Origin of the sequence: Sphingobacterium spiritivorum, assembly GCF_016725325.1 — a bacterium.
GTDB lineage: Bacteria > Bacteroidota > Bacteroidia > Sphingobacteriales > Sphingobacteriaceae > Sphingobacterium.
Genome location: NZ_CP068083.1, coordinates 3,016,760 through 3,036,291, shown reverse-complemented (window position 1 = coordinate 3,036,291; position 19,532 = coordinate 3,016,760). Strand labels below are relative to the sequence as shown.

Annotated in this window: 15 protein-coding genes; 11 read left to right on the top strand and 4 right to left on the bottom strand. The window is 39.8% G+C overall.

Annotated features, from left to right (window positions below):
* The first annotated feature begins 92 nt into the window (after window positions 1-92).
* The 3 genes from I6J02_RS12650 to I6J02_RS12640 all read left to right on the top strand — a co-directional run bounded on the left by I6J02_RS12650 (window position 93) and on the right by I6J02_RS12640 (window position 5,244).
* Entirely contained in the window at window positions 93-2,837 is a 2,745-nt protein-coding gene (locus I6J02_RS12650) for a 2-oxoglutarate dehydrogenase E1 component (protein ID WP_201678249.1), read from the top strand.
* A 55-nt stretch (window positions 2,838-2,892) separates the two neighbouring features.
* Window positions 2,893-4,143: a 2-oxoglutarate dehydrogenase complex dihydrolipoyllysine-residue succinyltransferase gene (gene odhB, locus I6J02_RS12645; RefSeq protein WP_201678248.1), complete on the top strand. Its 1,251-nt coding sequence runs from the start codon at window positions 2,893-2,895 to the stop codon at window positions 4,141-4,143.
* Window positions 4,144-4,245: 102 nt separating this feature from the next.
* Window positions 4,246-5,244, top strand: a complete 999-nt coding sequence (locus I6J02_RS12640; RefSeq protein ID WP_201678247.1) for a hypothetical protein — start codon at window positions 4,246-4,248, stop codon at window positions 5,242-5,244.
* A 24-nt stretch (window positions 5,245-5,268) separates the two neighbouring features.
* Here the strand turns inward: I6J02_RS12640 and I6J02_RS12635 are convergent, their stop codons facing one another.
* A complete protein-coding gene (locus I6J02_RS12635; protein ID WP_201678246.1) occupies window positions 5,269-7,206 on the bottom strand; it encodes an LTA synthase family protein in 1,938 nt (645 codons plus the stop codon).
* Between the two features lie 2 nt (window positions 7,207-7,208).
* On the bottom strand, window positions 7,209-9,089 hold the full coding sequence (locus I6J02_RS12630; protein ID WP_201678245.1) for an LTA synthase family protein: 1,881 nt from the start codon (window positions 9,087-9,089) through the stop codon (window positions 7,209-7,211).
* Window positions 9,090-9,256: 167 nt separating this feature from the next.
* On the opposite strand from I6J02_RS12630, the gene I6J02_RS12625 reads away from it, so the two are divergent.
* The 3 genes from I6J02_RS12625 to I6J02_RS12615 all read left to right on the top strand — a co-directional run bounded on the left by I6J02_RS12625 (window position 9,257) and on the right by I6J02_RS12615 (window position 13,135).
* Window positions 9,257-11,872, top strand: a complete 2,616-nt coding sequence (locus I6J02_RS12625) for a valine--tRNA ligase (RefSeq protein WP_201678244.1) — start codon at window positions 9,257-9,259, stop codon at window positions 11,870-11,872.
* 116 nt (window positions 11,873-11,988) lie between these two features.
* Window positions 11,989-12,672 (top strand): M15 family metallopeptidase, encoded by a 684-nt coding sequence (locus tag I6J02_RS12620; RefSeq protein WP_201678243.1) that lies wholly within the window; start codon window positions 11,989-11,991, stop codon window positions 12,670-12,672.
* Between the two features lie 25 nt (window positions 12,673-12,697).
* Window positions 12,698-13,135 (top strand): SRPBCC family protein, encoded by a 438-nt coding sequence (locus I6J02_RS12615; RefSeq protein WP_201678242.1) that lies wholly within the window; start codon window positions 12,698-12,700, stop codon window positions 13,133-13,135.
* A gap of 62 nt (window positions 13,136-13,197) precedes the next feature.
* Here the strand turns inward: I6J02_RS12615 and dnaB are convergent, their stop codons facing one another.
* The gene (dnaB, locus tag I6J02_RS12610) at window positions 13,198-14,796 is read right to left on the bottom strand and encodes a replicative DNA helicase (protein WP_201678241.1); all 1,599 of its coding nucleotides are present in this window, start codon (window positions 14,794-14,796) and stop codon (window positions 13,198-13,200) included.
* Between the two features lie 451 nt (window positions 14,797-15,247).
* Here dnaB and ubiE point away from each other — a divergent pair, with 451 nt between their 5' ends.
* Genes ubiE through I6J02_RS12585 form a run of 5 tightly spaced genes read left to right on the top strand, consistent with a single transcriptional unit; the run spans window position 15,248 to window position 18,538 of the window.
* Window positions 15,248-15,988: a bifunctional demethylmenaquinone methyltransferase/2-methoxy-6-polyprenyl-1,4-benzoquinol methylase UbiE gene (gene ubiE / locus I6J02_RS12605; RefSeq protein ID WP_201678240.1), complete on the top strand. Its 741-nt coding sequence runs from the start codon at window positions 15,248-15,250 to the stop codon at window positions 15,986-15,988.
* Window positions 15,985-16,815, top strand: coding sequence for a PorT (locus I6J02_RS12600; RefSeq protein WP_201678239.1), 831 nt, complete (start codon window positions 15,985-15,987; stop codon window positions 16,813-16,815). The genes ubiE and I6J02_RS12600 overlap by 4 nt, the downstream gene beginning before the upstream one ends.
* Before the next feature lie 8 nt (window positions 16,816-16,823).
* Window positions 16,824-17,591: an SDR family oxidoreductase gene (locus I6J02_RS12595; protein WP_201678238.1), complete on the top strand. Its 768-nt coding sequence runs from the start codon at window positions 16,824-16,826 to the stop codon at window positions 17,589-17,591.
* Window positions 17,592-17,615: 24 nt separating this feature from the next.
* Complete coding sequence (locus I6J02_RS12590; RefSeq protein ID WP_201678237.1) at window positions 17,616-18,065, top strand: GatB/YqeY domain-containing protein; 450 nt, start codon at window positions 17,616-17,618, stop codon at window positions 18,063-18,065.
* 20 nt (window positions 18,066-18,085) lie between these two features.
* Complete coding sequence (locus tag I6J02_RS12585) at window positions 18,086-18,538, top strand: GNAT family N-acetyltransferase (protein ID WP_201678236.1); 453 nt, start codon at window positions 18,086-18,088, stop codon at window positions 18,536-18,538.
* Window positions 18,539-18,573: 35 nt separating this feature from the next.
* On the opposite strand, the gene I6J02_RS12580 is transcribed toward I6J02_RS12585, so the two are convergent.
* Window positions 18,574-19,530 carry a GNAT family N-acetyltransferase gene (locus I6J02_RS12580; protein WP_201678235.1) on the bottom strand — a complete coding sequence of 319 codons (957 nt, stop codon included), beginning with the start codon at window positions 19,528-19,530 and terminating at the stop codon, window positions 18,574-18,576.
* Between the last annotated feature and the right edge of the window lie 2 nt (window positions 19,531-19,532).

Below are 19,532 nucleotides of genomic sequence, written 5' to 3'. Positions count from 1 at the left end.
AACTTTAAAAACATACTATTTTCTGACAAATGATTAGCCAAAACTCTTTTATAATTCCTAACTTTGGCGAAATAATACTTTTACGTTTCTAAATGGACAATTTAACATATTTGAGCAACGCCGATTCAAGCTATATTGACGGTCTGTACCAAGCTTATAAACAAGATCCGCAATCTGTTGATTTCGGGTGGCAAAAGTTTTTTGAAGGATTTGATTTTGGATTGACAGAAGAAAAAGGTGCTATCTCAGGAGAAGCAGGTGCTGCACCAGAACATTTCTTAAAAGAAATCAATGTATTGAACATGATCAACGGATACAGAGATCGTGGCCACCTGTTTACCGAAACTAACCCTGTCCGTGAACGTCGTAAATATTTTCCAGGTAAAGAATTAGAAACATTCGGTCTCTCAGAGGCTGATATGGATACCGTATTCAATGCCGGTGTTGAAGTAGGTTTAGGACCTGCCAAACTCAGAGATATCCGCCAACTGATCGAAGACACCTACTGTCGCTCTATCGGTGCGGAATTTCGTTATATCCGTAACCCGGAGAAAATCAAATTTCTTCAGGACAAAATGGAAGTGGAACGCAGCACACCAAACTTCTCATTGGATAAGAAGAAACGTATCCTGAAAAAGTTAAATGAAGCTGTAATTTTTGAAAACTTTCTGGGCACCAAATTCTTGGGTCAGAAACGCTTTTCTCTTGAAGGAGCAGAAAGTCTGATCCCGGCACTGGATTCTATTATTGAAAAAGGTTCTGAAATCGGAATACAGGAATTTGTATTGGGTATGGCTCACCGTGGCCGTCTGAATGTACTTGCCAATATCATGGGTAAATCGTACAAAACGATCTTCTCTGAATTCGAAGGTAAGATGCTGGAAGAAGATCCTGAAATCCACTTCGGAGGTGACGTAAAATATCACCTGGGATTCTCCTCAGATGTAAAAACTGATGATGGTAAATCTGTACACTTAAGTCTTGCTCCTAATCCTTCTCACTTAGAAACAGTAGATGCGATCATCGAAGGTATGGTACGCTCTAAGATCGACATGAAATATGAAGGTGATTCATCTAAGATCGCTCCGATTATGATTCATGGAGATGCAGCTGTAGCGGGACAAGGTATCGTATACGAAGTCATCCAGATGTCTAAACTGGATGGTTACAAAACCGGAGGAACGATTCATATTGTCATTAACAATCAGGTAGGTTTTACCACCAACTTTAAAGATGCACGTTCATCGACATACTGTACAGATATTGCTAAAGTAACCTTATCTCCTGTTTTCCATGTGAACGGAGATGATGTAGAAGCATTAGTATACGCTATCAACCTGGCAGTAGAGTATCGCCAAAAATATAAAACAGATGTATTTATAGATCTGTTGTGCTACAGAAGATTCGGTCACAACGAAGCTGATGAGCCTAAATTTACACAACCCCTGCTTTACAAAGCAATAGAAAAACACGCTAATCCGCGTGAAATCTATGCGCAAAAATTATTAGATCAGGGCAGTGTTGACGCCAATCTGGCAAAAGAAATGGAAAAAGAATTCCGCAGCCTGTTACAGAGTCGTCTGGATGAAGCTAAGGGATCTCAAAAATTAAATGACGAAACACCAATGTTCTCAGGAGCATGGAAAGGACTTCGTCAGGCAAAAGCCAATGACATCTTCAAAGTTGCAAATACAAAAGTAGACAAGAAGAAATTCCTGGAGCTAGCCAAACAAATCAGTACACTTCCATCGGATAAAAAATTCTTCCGCAAGATCACTAAAGTGTTTGAAGATCGTCTGAAAATGATTGAAAACAACAATTATGATTGGGCAATGGGCGAACTGATGGCCTATGCAACTCTTCTTAATGAAGGAAACCGTGTTCGTATTTCGGGTCAGGACGTACAACGTGGTACATTCTCACACCGTCATGCGGTAGTGACACTGGAAGATTCAGAAGAAAAATATGTGCCTTTGGCCAATATTGAAGGCGGAGATAAATTCAACATCTACAATTCGCACCTTTCAGAATATGGCGTCTTAGGTTTTGAGTACGGGTATGCTTCCGTCAACCCACATTCACTGACTATCTGGGAAGCACAGTTTGGTGACTTTGCAAATGGTGCTCAGATTATCTTTGACCAGTATATTTCCAGTGCAGAGACAAAATGGAGACGCTCTAACGGTCTTATTATGTTATTGCCTCACGGTTATGAAGGACAGGGCCCTGAACACTCTTCAGCACGTATAGAGCGTTACCTGGAGCTGTGTGCCAATAACAATATCATCGTGGCTAACTGTACAACTCCTGCCAACTACTTCCATCTGTTGCGTCGTCAGTTGCACAGAGACTTCCGCAAACCATTGGTAGAAGCTACCCCTAAAAGTCTGCTTCGTCATCCGAAAGCGGTGTCAACATTAGAAGATTTTACGGAGAAAGCTTTTCAGGAAATAATTGACGATCCGAATGTAACAGCGAAATCTGTAAAACGTGTTATCCTTTGTTCAGGTAAAATCTACTACGAATTATTGGAAAAACAAGAGGCAGACAAACGAAATGACGTAGCGATTGTTAGAGTAGAACAACTCTTCCCTGTAGCCTTCGATCAGATCGCTGCATTGCGTAAGAAATATGCAAAAGCAGAATTTATCTGGGTACAGGAAGAAAACGAGAATATGGGAGCATGGCCATTCTATTTGCGTAAATTCAATGGTTCAGATCTGAACCTGACTGTTATCGCAAGAGAAGAGAGCGGAAGTACAGCAACAGGGTATATGAAACAACACGCTGCCCAACAAGCTTCCATTATTAATAAAGCATTCGAATTAAAAAAATAAAACATAAAACTGCAGCTGGTCTTACCATCAGCTGTTGTTCACAAAAAGAGATTATATGAGCTTAGAAATCAAAGTACCAGCCGTAGGTGAATCGATTACGGAAGTAACCTTAGCACAATGGTTGAAACAAGATGGCGATTATGTAGAAATGGATGAAAACATCGCCGAATTGGAATCTGATAAAGCAACATTCGAATTACCTGCAGAAAAAGCCGGTATCTTGAAAATTATTGCACAAGAAGGAGATACTTTAGAAATTGGTGCTGTAGTATGTACAATCGAGGAAGGATCTGCTCCTGCCGGTGGTGGTGCTGCCCCTAAAGCAGAAGAAACCAAGGCTGCTGCACAACCTGCTGCATCTACACCTGCGCCAGCGGCTGCAGACGATGAAGATCAAAATTCATATGCTGCAGGTACAGCATCTCCTGCTGCTGCTAAAATATTAAGAGAAAAAGGAATCGATCCTGCCGCTGTAAAAGGTACAGGAAAAGATGGACGTATCACAAAAGAAGATGCTGAAAAAGCGCAGGCGGGTGCTAAACCTGCAGCAGCTCAACCAGCAACTTCAGCTCCTACTGCTACACCAGCTCCTGCAGTTGCCGGTGCACGCAACGAACGTCGTGAGAAAATGACTTCTCTACGTAAAACCATTGCTAAACGTCTGGTAGCAGTGAAAAACGAGACAGCTATGTTAACGACATTCAATGAAGTTAACATGCAGCCGATCATGGATCTTCGTGCTAAATACAAAGATACATTCAAAGAAAAACACGGTGTTGGACTTGGATTCATGTCATTCTTCACAAAAGCAGTTACAACAGCGCTAAAAGAGTGGCCAGCAGTCAATGCCCGTATTGAAGAAAACGAATTGGTATACTCTGACTTTGCAGATATCTCTATAGCTGTATCCGCACCAAAAGGATTAGTAGTACCGATCATCCGTAATGCGGAATCTCTTTCACTACATGAAATCGAGAAAAAAATCGGAGAACTAGCAGGTAAAGCCCGCGACAACAAGTTGACTATTGAAGAAATGACAGGTGGTACATTTACCATTACAAATGGTGGTGTATTCGGATCTATGATGTCTACTCCTATCATCAATGCTCCTCAGTCTGCAATTCTGGGAATGCACAATATCATCCAACGCCCTGTTGCGGAAAACGGTCAGGTTGTGATCCGTCCGATGATGTATATTGCATTATCGTATGATCACCGTATTATTGACGGACGTGAGTCTGTTAGCTTCCTGGTACGTGTAAAACAATTACTGGAAGACCCAGCAAGATTACTATTAGAAGTATAGTTCTTTTAGTTATATTTCAAAAACAATACAACAAACAGGCTATACTAACACTATAGCCTGTTTCTGTTTCCTCGTATCTTATTTGCCCAAATCTCTGTACTAATGGTTAGAAGATTCATCACGTTACTCCCTATATTACTGTTTTATTTAAATTCTTATGGCCAGGATCTCGGTTTTCAGATAGACTTTCTCGGCTACGCTGACAACAGAGAATTTAAAATCCCGTACACCGAGCCTAAAACCATATTCGGAACCCGTATATCTCCTGAACTTTACTTCAGGCTGGGAGACAACCATACCGTACATGGAGGAGTACATGTCGCTCAGGAATTCGGAGAGAAAGAGCATAACAACCCTATGGTAAGACCCATCATTTATTACAATTACAGAAATGAAAATTTTGATTTCTCCATAGGACATATTCCACGTTATGATCTGATGAAGAATACACCACGTGCTATTCTCAATGACACTCTTATCTACTTCAGACCCAATATTGAAGGGATGATGCTCGCATACAGAAACGATCATTTTCAGCAAAGACTATTTATAGACTGGACCAGCAAACAATCTGATAAATACAGGGAACGTTTTCTGGTCGGAATGAACGGAAAGGTAAGAGTTAGTGATTTTTATTTTTCGGATGATCTCATTCTATGGCATAATGCTCTTTCTGCAAACGGCAATATAGAAGAGCATATTCAGGATAATGGGGTAGGTATATTTAAACTGGGAAGCGATCTGAGTAATCACACCCCGCTGGACTCCCTTACTATAGATGCCGGAATACTTGTCGGAATAGACCGGGTAAGATCCAAATATGAATTCAGATTTCAGAAAGGCTTTACATCCACTATTTACATGGCGTACAAGAGATTTTCATTAGAGAACACCTTCTATAAAGGAGACAGTCAAAATACACCTTATGCGGACAGTCATTACAGATACAGTACATATGACCGGCTTGATGTTGGCTGGACTCCTTTTCATTCCACCAATATTCAGGGAACACTCAAACTGGCTTTACATTTTACGCCCGGGCATATAGAAAATCAGCAAATGTTTACTCTACGTTATCTTTTAAACAGAGCAATACTGTAATAAGGATTAATAATGCCGATCCTACTACTTTTTATATGTCAGCTTATTCCCGATCATACGATTGTTGTACTGCTGAATAAAGGCTTTCATTTTGGTTTCCATCGTATCCAGAACAGCAGGATGTTGCTTCAGCAAATCAGTTTTCATAAACCGGTCCTCTTTCAGATTAAATAATGTAAGCGGGCCTTTGCCATCATAGGTCATAAAATAATCCTTGTAATAGAAATTAAAAGATCCCGAGTTATTATTTACAACAAAGTTGTCATGCTGTTGTTCATCAAACCCGTTAAAACCAAATGAAAAATAAGGTTTATCATAATGAAGGTAACTGAGTACTGTTGGCATAATATCCGTTTGCTGAATCAACTTTGAAGACCTGCCTTTGAGATCTCCTCCGGGATAATAGAATATAATCGGAATCGCATATGCATTGGGCAGTGTTTTGTATTCCGGAAGATAGCTTACGGTAGCATGATCCGCACAGATTACAAATACCGTATTTTTATACCACGGCATCTTTGAAGCTGTAGCAAAAAACTCTTTCAAGGCATGATCTGTATATCCTACAGGCTCCTGTACTTCTAACGGTCCTTTCGGAAAAACACCTTTATATTTCTCCGGCACCTTAAAAGGATGATGGGAGGACAAAGAAAAGAAACTGGCAAAAAAAGGCTGTTTGAATGTATTGATCTTATTAGCCATAAACTGCATGAACGGCTCATCCCAAATCCCCCATATACCGTCAAAATCAGAATCATTATTATATTCGTTCTTACCGAAATAATTTTTGATTCCTGCCAGTCTGGTATAGGCTGAAAAACCCATACTTCCATTAGGAGCACCATGAAAAAATGCAGTTTCATACCCCTTGTCACCCAGCAATTTTGCAATACTTGTGGTTTCATTACCAGAGTAGATAGAGAGTACGAAAGGCTCTCCTACAGAAGGAATACCTGTAATCACAGAAGGTAAAGCATCTATAGATTTGCGCCCGTTTGCATAAGAATGATCAAATGTGTAAGCCTGTCCGATCAGAGAGTCCAGGAAAGGTGTATATCCCTTGTACTGCCCATTCTGAATATCTTTATTCAAGGCACCAATATGTTCCTTTGCATAACTCTCCAAAATCAGAAATACCACATTAAGTTTACGGAATGAAGCCGTATCCACGGGCTGATGAATAGTTGGGTAAACCTTCTCCAGTTCCTCCTCTTCAAAGTAATGAACAGGCTTCAGATTGACGGCCTTAAGTGTTTTCAATATAGAAAAAGGCGTATTCAGCACAATATTCATCTCCTCCGGCACTTTGACATAATCGCCGGCATTACTCAGGGTAATAGGCCGTGTACTATGCGCCCAGCCCCCACGTACTCCTCCAATAAACAGAAAGACATAAAACAACATCAGTATAAGATGAATACCTGCTGTTTTCCAACTGAACACATTAGGCTTTACAACCTTGATAAGATCATATGTCTTTGCCAAAAGATAAACCAATCCGGCAAATAATAAAACCAGATACCAGTAGCCCAGCAAAAAATCAAAGGTAAGTTTCAGCAGATTACTTTCATTGGCAAACTGATCAATTACAGTCCCTGTAGTCCTCTTTAATGTAAAAGGATAATAGGCATAATCGATCAGGTTAAGCGCTATACCTATACTGTTTGTAATGACAAATATCCACTTCGCTATCCGCTGATATGTGTTGTTGTATTTAAAAGGAACAGGAATTATATAGAGTAAAATATAAAGGATATTGAGATAAAGCAAAGCAGCAACATCAAACTTGACACCGCCTTTCATCATGATAAAAAGTTCCCCAGCACTTACATTAGGGAACAAACCAATGTTAAGCCAGTAAAAACCAATCCGCAATAATGCATAAATAAATAAAAGCAGTAAAAAACGAAACGCTATAGCTATAAAAGGAGCCACAGGATGCTTTAATGTCAATACTTTCATACCTAATACTTCAAAAATTCATCGTATACCTTTTGGTAGTACGCTTTAGCTATATTTAATAAACTATCATTTTTGGCAACAGGATAAGCTCTGTTTTGATTGTAATTGATGATTTTACCGATGTTGTCAAAACTTAAGGCCTGCTCAGGAGCGATTACCCCAAAGGCATCCTTAGAATTATAAAACGCAATCTGCGGCGTAGTCTTATTAAATAAATCCCTGCTCCAGTGATAGCGGTGAGAAGATATCCCCATCTGCTGCAATAAAGTCGCCACAAGATCAGTCTGATTACCAATACGGGAGTAAACTTTACCTCTGTATTCTGGTTTTATAACATCTCCAAAAAATAATAATGGGATATGAAAACGGTTAGGATGCGACAAATCCCATTTCTCCGACGGCAAACGGTGTCCGTGATCTGCGATCACCACAAAAAGTGTGTTCTTGTACCACTCTTTTTGTTTAGCCTTGGTAATAAAATCGTACATCACCGAATCTGTGTAGTATGCCGTGCTTCTGAATTTATCTGCATTAGTCTTATTGCCAAACTTATAACCATTCTTCAGTTCAAACGGTTCATGATTGATCAGTGTAAAGATCGTTGAAAAGAAAGGTCTCTTTTCCTTATCAAAATCTGACAGCATCCGTTTGAACACCTCATGATCATACGCTCCCCAGGACGCACGGTCAACATGATTATCAAAATTGGCATTATCTACAATCTTAGCAATGCCATGCATATACATATAAGATTTAAAATTATAAAACTCACTCTGACCACCGTGATAGAAAGAAGTATGATAACCTGCAGAATCCAGCTCCTGACCTATAGCCGGCATATTCTCATGTTTATCAATATACTTAATAATGCTTTCAGGTCCCTGAGCCGGAAAAGCACTCAGCGTACCCACCATACCCTTATCGGACCGATCTGAAGCTGAATAGATGTGATCAAAGAATACACCTTCGTGGATAAGTTTTTCGAAATTCGGAGAAATACCCTTTTCGCCCCCCATAGAAGCAACCAGATCACCAACATAGCCTTCCAAAAGAATAAGCACCACATTGGGTCTCTTATTGGTCAGTATTTCCACAGTAGAATCCGGATTTGCAGTAAAAGCAGGTTTCAAGGTTTCAGCCAAAGAAGTCTTATCCGGATAGAAGTTATACGGATTCTGCAGTTTAGTACTCCTTTTGAAATAATCCCGCAAAAGCGCCCATTGCGTATTGACTGCAGCATGATTATAAAATGTTGTTTCCGAAAAATAAGCCTTACTCGGATTTAAAGTAGCTCGTCCGTATCCACCACGGATAAACGTAAACAGGATAAAAATACAAACGGCAAATTTCAACAAATTAGGCAGTACTTTCTTCAGGTTAAAGTAATGCACCTTACCCAGCATCCAGCGATACAATTTCCATCCTACAAAAATGAAAACAATCATCCCCAGAATAGGGACAAAAATAGGAGTAGATTCAGCAGAAGCAACTGCTCCTGACGGAGATGCCCAGAAGGCATCAATAGCTCTCCGTGAAATCTTATCTCCCCACTCTCTGTAAATATTAATATTGATAAAGGTTACTACCGCGTAAACCGTCAATACACTTACCGTGTAAATATCTATCCACCTTCTCGAAAAGCGCACTTTAGGAAAAAACGAAAGTATGCTATAGAACAAAAACGGAAGCGCTACAATATAAGATACTGCAGAAAGATCTAATGAAAGTCCGTTATAGTAAATTCTGAAAATATCAGCGAAATGATTAAAGCCTATCTTCTCAAAAAAAGAGCAGATAAATAACAGGCGATCTACAAAAGTGATAAGGAGCCAAAACAAAAAATATTGAACCAAAGCCCTTACCTCATTAGTTATATCATTCATTGTTAACGTCAAATAAAAATAATGGTGCAAAAGTACACTAAATTCAGTGAGTTAATTCTGTATTAACAAAATATTATCAAAGTATGATGACTCTTTTACAAACTGATTCTTAAAATAAGTAAGGACAAATGCTTATTTTTGTATTCTTTTATTTTTTACTTACAAAAATGAGTATAGCGAAAACTTACAATCCTAAAGAAGCTGAAGAAAAATGGTACAGCTATTGGATGAATAACGGATTCTTCCGTTCGACTCCAGATGAACGTGAACCGTATACAATCGTAATGCCTCCTCCCAATGTTACCGGAGTTTTACACATGGGTCATATGTTGAATAATACGATTCAGGATGTGTTGATCCGTCGCGCACGTATGCAAGGTAAAAATGCATGCTGGGTACCGGGAACAGATCATGCATCTATTGCTACGGAAACTAAAGTCGTCGCTATGCTTAAAGAACAGGGTATTGATAAAAAATCAATCAGCAGAGAAGATTTTTTGAAATATGCCTGGGAATGGAAAGAAAAATATGGTGGCATCATCCTGAAGCAACTGGAAAAGCTGGGAGCATCATGCGATTGGGAACGTACTAAATTCACAATGGACCCTGAGCTTTCTGAAGCTGTATTAGACACCTTCATCAAATTCTATAAAGAAGGATATATCTATCGTGGGGTACGTATGGTCAACTGGGATCCTCAGGGAAAAACGGCGTTGTCTGACGAAGAAGTAATCCGCAAAGAGGTTAACCAAAAACTATACTATATACGCTATAAGGTAAAAGATTCAGACGAGTACGTAGTCATTGCGACCACACGTCCTGAAACGATCATGGCCGATTCAGCAATATGTATCAATCCCCATGATGAACGTTACCAGCATTTAAAAGGAAAAACAATACTCGTCCCACTGGTAAACCGTGAGATACCCATCATCGAAGATGAATATGTAGATATGGAATTCGGTACAGGCTGTTTAAAAGTAACACCTGCACACGATCTTAATGACTATGAACTTGGACAAAAGCACAATCTTGAGGTAATAGATATCCTGAATGATGATGGTACGCTCAACGAAAAAGCAATTATCCTAATTGGTGAAGATCGCTTCATTGCCCGTAAAAAAGTAGCAAAACTACTGGAAGAGGTGGATCAGATCGAAAAAATAGATGATTATAAATCACAGGTCGGATTTTCAGAACGTACTGATGCTGCCATAGAACCTAAGCTATCTATGCAATGGTTCTGCAAAATGGATGAATTAGCTAAACCGGCATTAGACTATGTTATCAGTGGAGAAGTGAATCTTATACCGGACAAGTTTACAGCCAGCTACAAACACTGGATGGAGAATGTCAAAGACTGGTGTATCTCCCGTCAGTTGTGGTGGGGACAACGTATTCCGGCCTGGTATAACGACAAAAATGAATGGGTAGTTGCAAAAACAGAGGAAGAAGCCATTCAGGAATTTACAAATCAAGGTAAATCAGCAGCTGGTATACGCCAGGAAGATGATGTACTGGACACCTGGTTCTCTTCCGGTCTGTGGCCTATGTCTGTATTTGACGGTGTACGTAATCCTGAAAACGAAGATTTCAACTATTACTATCCGACCAATGATCTGGTAACGGCACCCGAGATTTTATTTTTCTGGGTAGCACGTATGATGATCATGGGGCATCATTATACGGGAAAAGCACCTTTCAAAAACGTATATCTGACCGGAATTGTACGCGATAAACTGGGTCGTAAAATGTCTAAATCACTGGGCAATTCTCCGGATCCTATCGAACTGATGGAACAATATGGCACTGACGGAGTACGTGTAGGGATGCTCCTGTCCTCTCCTGCCGGAAATGATCTGATGTTTGACGTGTCCTACTGTGAACAAGGACGTAATTTTGCAAATAAGATCTGGAATGCATTCCGTCTGGTAAAAGGATGGGAAATCTCAAATGAACCCGCACCGGAAGCTGACAGAACTTCTGCGGCATGGTTTGATGCCAGATTCAATCAGGCACTGGTAGAAATCGAAGAACACTTTGCCAGCTACAGATTGTCAGACGCTTTGATGGCGACATACAAACTCATCTGGGATGATTTCTGCGCATGGTACCTGGAGCTGATCAAACCCGCTTACGGATCGCCGATTCCTGCTGAAACATTTGAAACTGTAAAAGCTTTCTTCCAGCGTGTATTAACACTGGCGCATCCGTTTATGCCATTCCTGACAGAAGAACTATGGCATGACGAACTATTCGGCACACGTGAAGCTAACGACTGCTGTATCGTCGCAGAATACCCAAAAACGGAAGCTTTTGATGAAACACTTATCAAAGAATTCAACACCGTAAAACAAGTTATATCTGAGGTAAGAAATGTACGTAATACCAAGCAGATCTCACCGAAAGTAGCTTTGCCACTGGCAATAAATGCAAATGATATCGATTTCAGGAAATACGAGGACAGCATTATCAAGCTGGCAAATATATCCGAACTGACATTTGTAAAAGAAAAGATCGCTGGTGCTGTCAGTTTTCTGGCAGGACGTGATGAGTGTTATATTGCAATGGAAAACAATATCGATGTGGATGCAGAGCGTGAACGTATCGGCAAAGAAATTGAATACCTTAAAGGTTTCCTGATCTCAGTAGACAAAAAACTCTCTAATGAACGTTTTGTCCAAAATGCAAAACCTGAAGTTGTTCAGAATGAACAAAATAAGAAGGATGATGCACAAACGAAAATCAAAATCCTGGAAGAAAGTCTCGCTAATCTAGGCTAATAATCTTTATACAGTATAATACAGAGGCTTCGTCACATGTGAACGAAGCCTCTTTTCGTTTATAAACATGGTATTTAAGCATTAAGTTCTTAAATTTAGGTTCACCTCTTATAAAAATGAAAAAGATCATTATACTTAGTCTGTTTATTCTGGGAACCCTTTCCTGCGCCTCCATACATACTGTACAAAAACTTCCGGATGGTTTTGTTTATATCCACAAACTGATTCCCAATATTCAATACGACATTCGTTATGCAGGTGACCACAACTTTACAGGAAAAAAGATCAAAAGTTATAATAAAGAAGTAGCGATTCTTTCTAAGCCCGCAGCGCGGGCGCTGAAGAATGTTCAGCTGGAACTGAACAGACAAGGTCTAGGCCTCAAGATATTCGATGCTTACCGTCCTCAGACAGCAGTAGATAATTTTAAAGAATGGGCACTGATTATAGAAGATACGCTGGCTAAGAAAGAATTCTATCCGGATATTGACAAAAAAGACCTCTTCCAATCTGGATATATCGCCGAAAAATCAGGTCACAGCAGAGGCAGTACAGTAGACCTGACAATCATCTACAGCAAGAGTAAAATAGAACTGGATATGGGAAGTCCTTTTGACTATTTTGGAACAGCTTCCCATCATGACTATTCTGATCTTACAGGCAGACAGAAAGAAAATCGCAAAATTCTAAAAACAATAATGGAAAAATACGGTTTTAAATCTTACCAGAAAGAATGGTGGCATTATACCCTTAAAGACGAGCCTTATCCGAATGAATACTTCAACTTTCCGGTAGAATAGAGCAAACAGAAAAACGTATTTCGCTATGACGACACTAACCTACAGCATTGAAATCAATGCAACACCCGAAAAAATCTGGCAAACGCTTTGGGATGAAGAAAGCTACAAAGTCTGGACACATGTATTCAGCCAGGGAAGTTATTATAAGATTTCAGATTTTAAAGAAGGAAATACGATTCACTTTCTGACTCCGCGGGGAGATGGCATGTACAGCCTGATCAACAAACTTGACTATCCGGATTATATATCGTTTCAGCATCTTGGTGAGATAGTCAATTTTGAGGAAGTTCCCAATCACGATCCGGAATGGGGAGAGTTATATGAAATATACGAACTTCATCCGGAAGGAAAAAAGACTATACTCGTAGTGAAAGTTGATACACTGACAGAATATAAAGAAAGTATGAACAAGACATTCCCTCTGGCGTTGCAGAAAGCTAAAGAAATAGCTGAACAGCCTTGAGCATGAAGAGGAAGGAATACCCTTACAACTAAAATTAATATTAATTAAATCTACCTGAAGGATTAAAAAGGAGCATCGTCCGGCATATCATTCATACGCGAAGGCATCGTGATACCTCCTCCCCCAAATCCTTCAAATGAAGTGGAAGGATTCATCGCTGATGAAGAAAATGTTGTCGGCTCCGCACCGAAACCACCGGCATCTCCCATACCTGAAAATTCGTCTTCCAGATCGACAAACTTCACGAATTTACCAACGAAACGTAAAGGAACAATACCCGTTTCACCATTACGGTGTTTTGCAATGATAACCTCCCCGACACCAGCTGTAGGACGTCCTTCCTCATCTTCGGTAAGACCATAGTATTCCGGACGATACAGGAAGAGTACCATATCCGCATCCTGCTCAATAGATCCCGATTCACGCAAATCGGAAAGCATTGGACGTTTACTGTTTCCCGGACGGGATTCTACAGCACGGCTCAACTGTGAAAGAGCCAATACCGGTATATTCAATTCCTTAGCAACAGACTTCAATGCCCGTGAGATACTACCAATTTCCTGCTCACGGTTACCTCCACCCTTGCCTTCAGATTTACCGTGCATCAGCTGCAGATAATCGACAATAACCATCTGAATATCGTGTTGCGCTTTCAGACGACGGCATTTGGCACGGAACTCAAATACGTTAAGAGCAGGTGTATCATCGATAATAAGTGGAGCCTCCGTCAGGCGCCCGATTCGGGAATGTAACTGTTGCCACTCATGATCCGCAAGGTTACCCTTTTTAAGTTTTTCCTGTTCAATTTCAGTTTCACCGGCAATAAGACGATTCACTAACTGAACCGAAGACATCTCCAGCGAGAATACCGCTACCGGCTTATTATGATCCACAGCAGCATTACGCGCTACAGACAGTACGAAAGCCGTCTTACCCATCGCAGGACGTGCCGCAATAATAACCAGATCCGAAGGCTGCCAGCCAGAAGTCATGCGATCTAAAGCGGTCAGACCGGAAGGAACCCCTGTCAGACCATCAGTTTTATCCCTCAACAATTCTAAAGAAGAAATAGCCTCACGCATAATGTCATCCATTTTACGGGAATCTCTTCTTAAATTGTTTTGGGCAATATCAAACAAACTTTTCTCCGCATGATCCAGAAGATCAAAAATATCAGCCGTCTCATCATAAGAACTATTGATAATTTCTGTCGAAACTTTAATAAGCTCTCTTTGAATATACTTTTGAGATATAATTCGGGCGTGATACTCAATATTGGCGGCAGATACTACACGGTCAGTAAGAGAAGTAATGTAATATGCTCCTCCGACCATTTCCAATGCTCCCATCTTACGTAATTCGGTGATCACTGTTAAAATATCAATGGGCGAAGTTTTCTGAAACAGGTTGAAAATAGCTTCAAAAATCTTCTGATGGGCCTCCTTGTAGAACGATTCGGCTTTCAGGATGTCAATAATCTCACTCAACGCATTCTTCTCCAGCATCAAAGCACCCAAAACAGCCTCTTCCAAATCAATTGCCTGTGGAGGCAATTTGCCCAACCCACTGACCAGATTATTGAGACGTGTCCGGCGCTCTCCGTAATTTGCCCGCTTATTGCTGTCAAATTTATTGCCTGAAAATTCGTTTTCGTTGCTCATGTTGAGGACCTGCGTTTGTTTGTCGATGATTAAATATTTTGAAATCCTTTGTTGAGAATTTTAGCTACTCTCGCATTGGGGATAACAAAAGTATAAAAAATACTTTGGGTCCAAACAAAGAGTTGTACACAGCCTTAAAAGTTGCCTCAACAATCATACTAAAAACTGTTGATACAGACCGTTTACCGCGACCTAGTTATCAACAGCAAGTGTTGACAAAATGTGAATTACTATTATAACTGCTAAATTATCAAATTGTTATGTAAATGTGGATAACTTTAGCGTTTGTTAACAACATAAAATTATACAAACTGATTTCACCTTATTAAAGCACTATATACAGCTAATCTCTGTAGCGATTAACAGTCAATGACTTATAGAATAATAATGAAAAAATATTTCTAAAACAGGACGTCACTAGCTGCAAGATAATATTGTATCTTTGTAAACTATGACAAATGAATCATCCACTTTAAAGCCATATAAAAACGCAGAAGGCGACAAAAAAACACAAGTTGCAGATATGTTCAACAATATATCCAAGACTTACGATTTTCTGAACCATTTTATGTCCTTAGGTATTGATATTATCTGGCGTAAAAAAGCAATCCGCTCTCTCAGATCGATTCACCCCCAACTTATGCTGGATGTAGCAACCGGAACAGGAGATTTTGCATTGGAATCCATTAAGATTCTAAATCCTAAAAAAATCATAGGTGTAGATATTTCGGAAGGAATGCTACAGGTAGCACAGGAAAAGATTACAAACAAAGGTCTGCAGCAGCAATTTGAAGTTCAACTTGGAGATTCAGAAAAACTGATGTTTGAAGACCATACTTTTGATGCAGTAACTGTAGCTTTCGGTGTACGCAACTTTGAAAATCTGGAACAAGGGCTTGCAGATATTTGTCGGGTACTCAAACCGGGAGGAAAGGCGGTTATTCTTGAATTTTCAAATCCTAAATCCTTCCCGATCAAACAGCTGTACAATTTTTACTTCCATAATGTCACACCATTTATAGGCAAATTGTTTTCGAAAGATAGCAGTGCATATTCTTATCTTCCGGAATCAGTGGCTAAGTTTCCCGATGGAAACCGATTTGCCGCTATTATGAAAGAAGTCGGATTTTCCGAAACAATCATACGTCCTCAGACATTTGGTGTATGTACCATTTATGTTTCTACAAAATGATAAAAAAACTCAGTTTTCTAATTGGTCTGGTTACTTTGCCCTTTTTAGTAAGTGCGCAATCTATCTCATTGCCTTTTTCATCCCGATATGACGAGAATGCTACACTCCTCTTTGGTATACAGTATTCCTATGTCAATTCCCGGTATGTCATGGGATTAAAGAAAGATTGGTCCGGCTACCCGTTAGATTATCCTGAGGGAAATATCAACGAAATAAAAGATCTGAGATCTATCAAATCAGGTGTAGGTCATGGAATGGGTGTAGGCATTCCGATGCATCTGCGAATCACAGATAATCTTTATACTACCTTAAGTCCGACATTTGTATTCATAAACAATTCCAGTATCATTTATACCGGAACAAATGACGATGGGAGTACACAAAAAACACTGACCCGAAGAACCAGACACACTACGCGATCAGAAGGAGGAACAAATTTCAATTCATTTGAATTCCCGTTAAGTCTCAAATTCCGTTCAGATGAGAAAATTCTGAAAAACAAGTTCAACCGATACAGAGGATATATGATTGCGGGAGTAAAATGGACAAAATGGAGTCAGCTAAATGATGATTATGATGCGCTGATGGCCAGTAACCAACAATCTCCTGATCCCATTATCATCAAACCGGATTATCTTTCGTGGGAAGCAGGCATAGGAGCAGATATTTTCTTTACCCACTTTAAAGTGTCTCCTGAAATTAAATTTTCTCAAAGTTTTGGTAATGTACTTGACCTGAACCATCCTCTGTCAGTTAACAACAAATTTATGCGACCGCTGGACAAAACATTGATCCGCAACGTATACTTTAGTTTGATCTTTCAATAATATTAAAAATGGAAAAAATCGCTTTTATTACAGGGGCCAGTTCCGGAATCGGTGCTGCCTGTGCTGAAGTATTAGCAAAAGAAGGCTATAACCTGCTGCTATGCGCTAGAAGAATAGACAGATTGGAGGAATTAAAACAGAATATTTCCGCTCAATATCCAGACTGCAGCATCTATATTTTCAAATTAGATGTCCGAAATGCTGAAGAAGTGCAGTTATCTATTCATAATCTGCCGGAAGAATGGAAAAATATTGATGTCCTGATCAACAATGCAGGACTCAGTCAGGGGTTGGATCCGATCCAGAATGGAGATATAGGTGATTGGGACCGGATGATCGATACAAATATAAAAGGATTGCTCTATGTGACACGTACAGTCGTACCTTTCATGGAATCCCGTAAAAAAGGCCATATTGTCAATCTAGGTTCTATTGCAGGCAAAGAGGTCTATCCAAATGGAAATGTATATTGTGCAACCAAGCATGCAGTAGATGCCCTAAATAAAGCTATGCGAATAGATTTGTTAGCTAAAGGCATTAAAGTGACCGGAATAAATCCTGGAATGGTAGAGACAGAATTCTCCGAAGTAAGATTTCACGGAGATACAGATCGGGCTGCTGCTGTCTACAAAGATATCACCCCGCTTTCCGGAAAAGATATAGCAGAAACCATCGCTTTTGTACTTTCACGCCCGGCACATGTCAATATCAATGATCTGCTGATCATGCCTGCCGCACAGGCAACAGGTACTATCGTACACAGAGGAGAAGAATAAATACAAACATTAAATATAAATAATATGGCATTAGAAGAAAAAATAAATCAGGATATCAAAGCTGCTATGATTGCGAAAGACAATGCAAAACTTCGTGGACTTAGAGCAATAAAAGCTGCTATTCTACTCGCCAAAACTGAAAAAGGCGGTAGTGAGGAATTATCTGAAGACACAGAAATCAAAGTGCTTCAGAAACTCGTAAAACAGCGCAAAGAGTCAGCAGAAATATATAAAACACAAAATCGTGAAGATCTTTATCAGATAGAAGTAGAAGAACAAAACGTCATCGAAGAATATCTGCCGAAACAACTGGATCGCACTGAAGTAGAATCCATCATCAAACAAATCATTCAGGAAACCGGAGCTTCATCTGTCAAAGATATGGGCAAAGTAATGGGTGCAGCCAATCAGAAGCTTGCAGGTCAGGCAGACGGAAGAACCATTTCCGAAGTTGTAAAAAGTTTACTTTCCTAATATGCTAAAATAGTTCAGATATGACACCAGTCTGGTTTTATAAAACATTTGATGCGCTGTCCGTTAATCAGCTCTATCAGATACTAAAGCTTCGCAATGAAGTTTTTGTCGTTGAGCAAAACTGCCCGTATCTGGATTGTGATAACAAAGATCAAAAATGTGATCACCTGTGGGCTATGATCAACAATGATATCGCAGCCTACGCCAGAATAGTACCTGCAGGCGTGTCTTTTAAAGAAGTATCCATCGGCAGAGTATTGTCTAATCCGGCATACAGGAAACAGAAAATTGGCAGAGAGCTGATGCGAAGAGCAGTAGATACGATCATGGATCAATACGGAGCAGTAGATATACGTATAGGTGCGCAGCTTTATCTTAAAGCATTCTATGAGAGCTTCGGTTTTAAGCAAGCATCAGAAGAGTACCTGGAAGATGGTATTCCCCACATCGATATGTTACGGAAACCCCAATAAAAAAGAAAAGCGCTTTAAACAAGCGCTTTTCTTTTTTATTTCTTTTTCTTAGGATTTCCATATTCACTATCTCTTTCAAAAGTGGACATGTGCCTCTCTTTCTTAACCGGATAGATATCATCAAGTGTGACCAGAATTCCTGTCTCTTCCACCTCACCGAATTCATCATTACGGGCTGTGCCAAATGATTTCATCGTTGGCGATAAATTCATGTATGTGTTGATGAGAGGAGGAATATTTTCGCCCATGCCTCTCACTTTAGAGTTTAGCAATTTATATCCTTCCTTGTAATCCAGTCCGTCGAACATACCCTCATACTGACTCATATCTGTTTTATAACCGACAGCACGAATAGGTGTCACCAACTTATCCGGATCCGGAAAATAATGCTCCATAAAATAGAGCAACAAATCTCTTGCTTCCACATTATAATGCGGATACATAGTGACCTTCCCAAATAAATACTTGATTTCCGGGTTCAGCATTACCAAAGCGCCAAGTCCGTCCCATAGATTATCCAATGAAAAGATACCTTTCCGATTATCAATTGCAGGTTGAAAACGCGGTTGCACAAAAGACCGCCCTAGTTCTATTGTATACGGAAGATACTCCGAAATAAATTTTTCCGAAAAATTAAAATAATGAGCCGTTGAAAGATTGATCACGCCATCCTTCCAACTTGCCTCTGAACATTTAATAAGACGATATCCGGCGATGATTTCTTCTTCCTCCGGATTCCAGGCGATCAATTGATCATAACAATCTTCGCTTGTATCATTTTCGTCAATATCAATAGATAAGCCCGTACCTCCGCCCGCTGCTCTGAACGTTACTTCACGTAATCGTCCAATTTCACGCATTACATTCGGCGCATTATGATGATTGATTACATAGACTTCATTATTTCCATTGTTGGTAAAGCGTACAAAAGCCTCCTTTGTAAGTTCAGCCTTTATCAATTCTTTGTCAACAGGAGCAATAATTTCTTGCATAG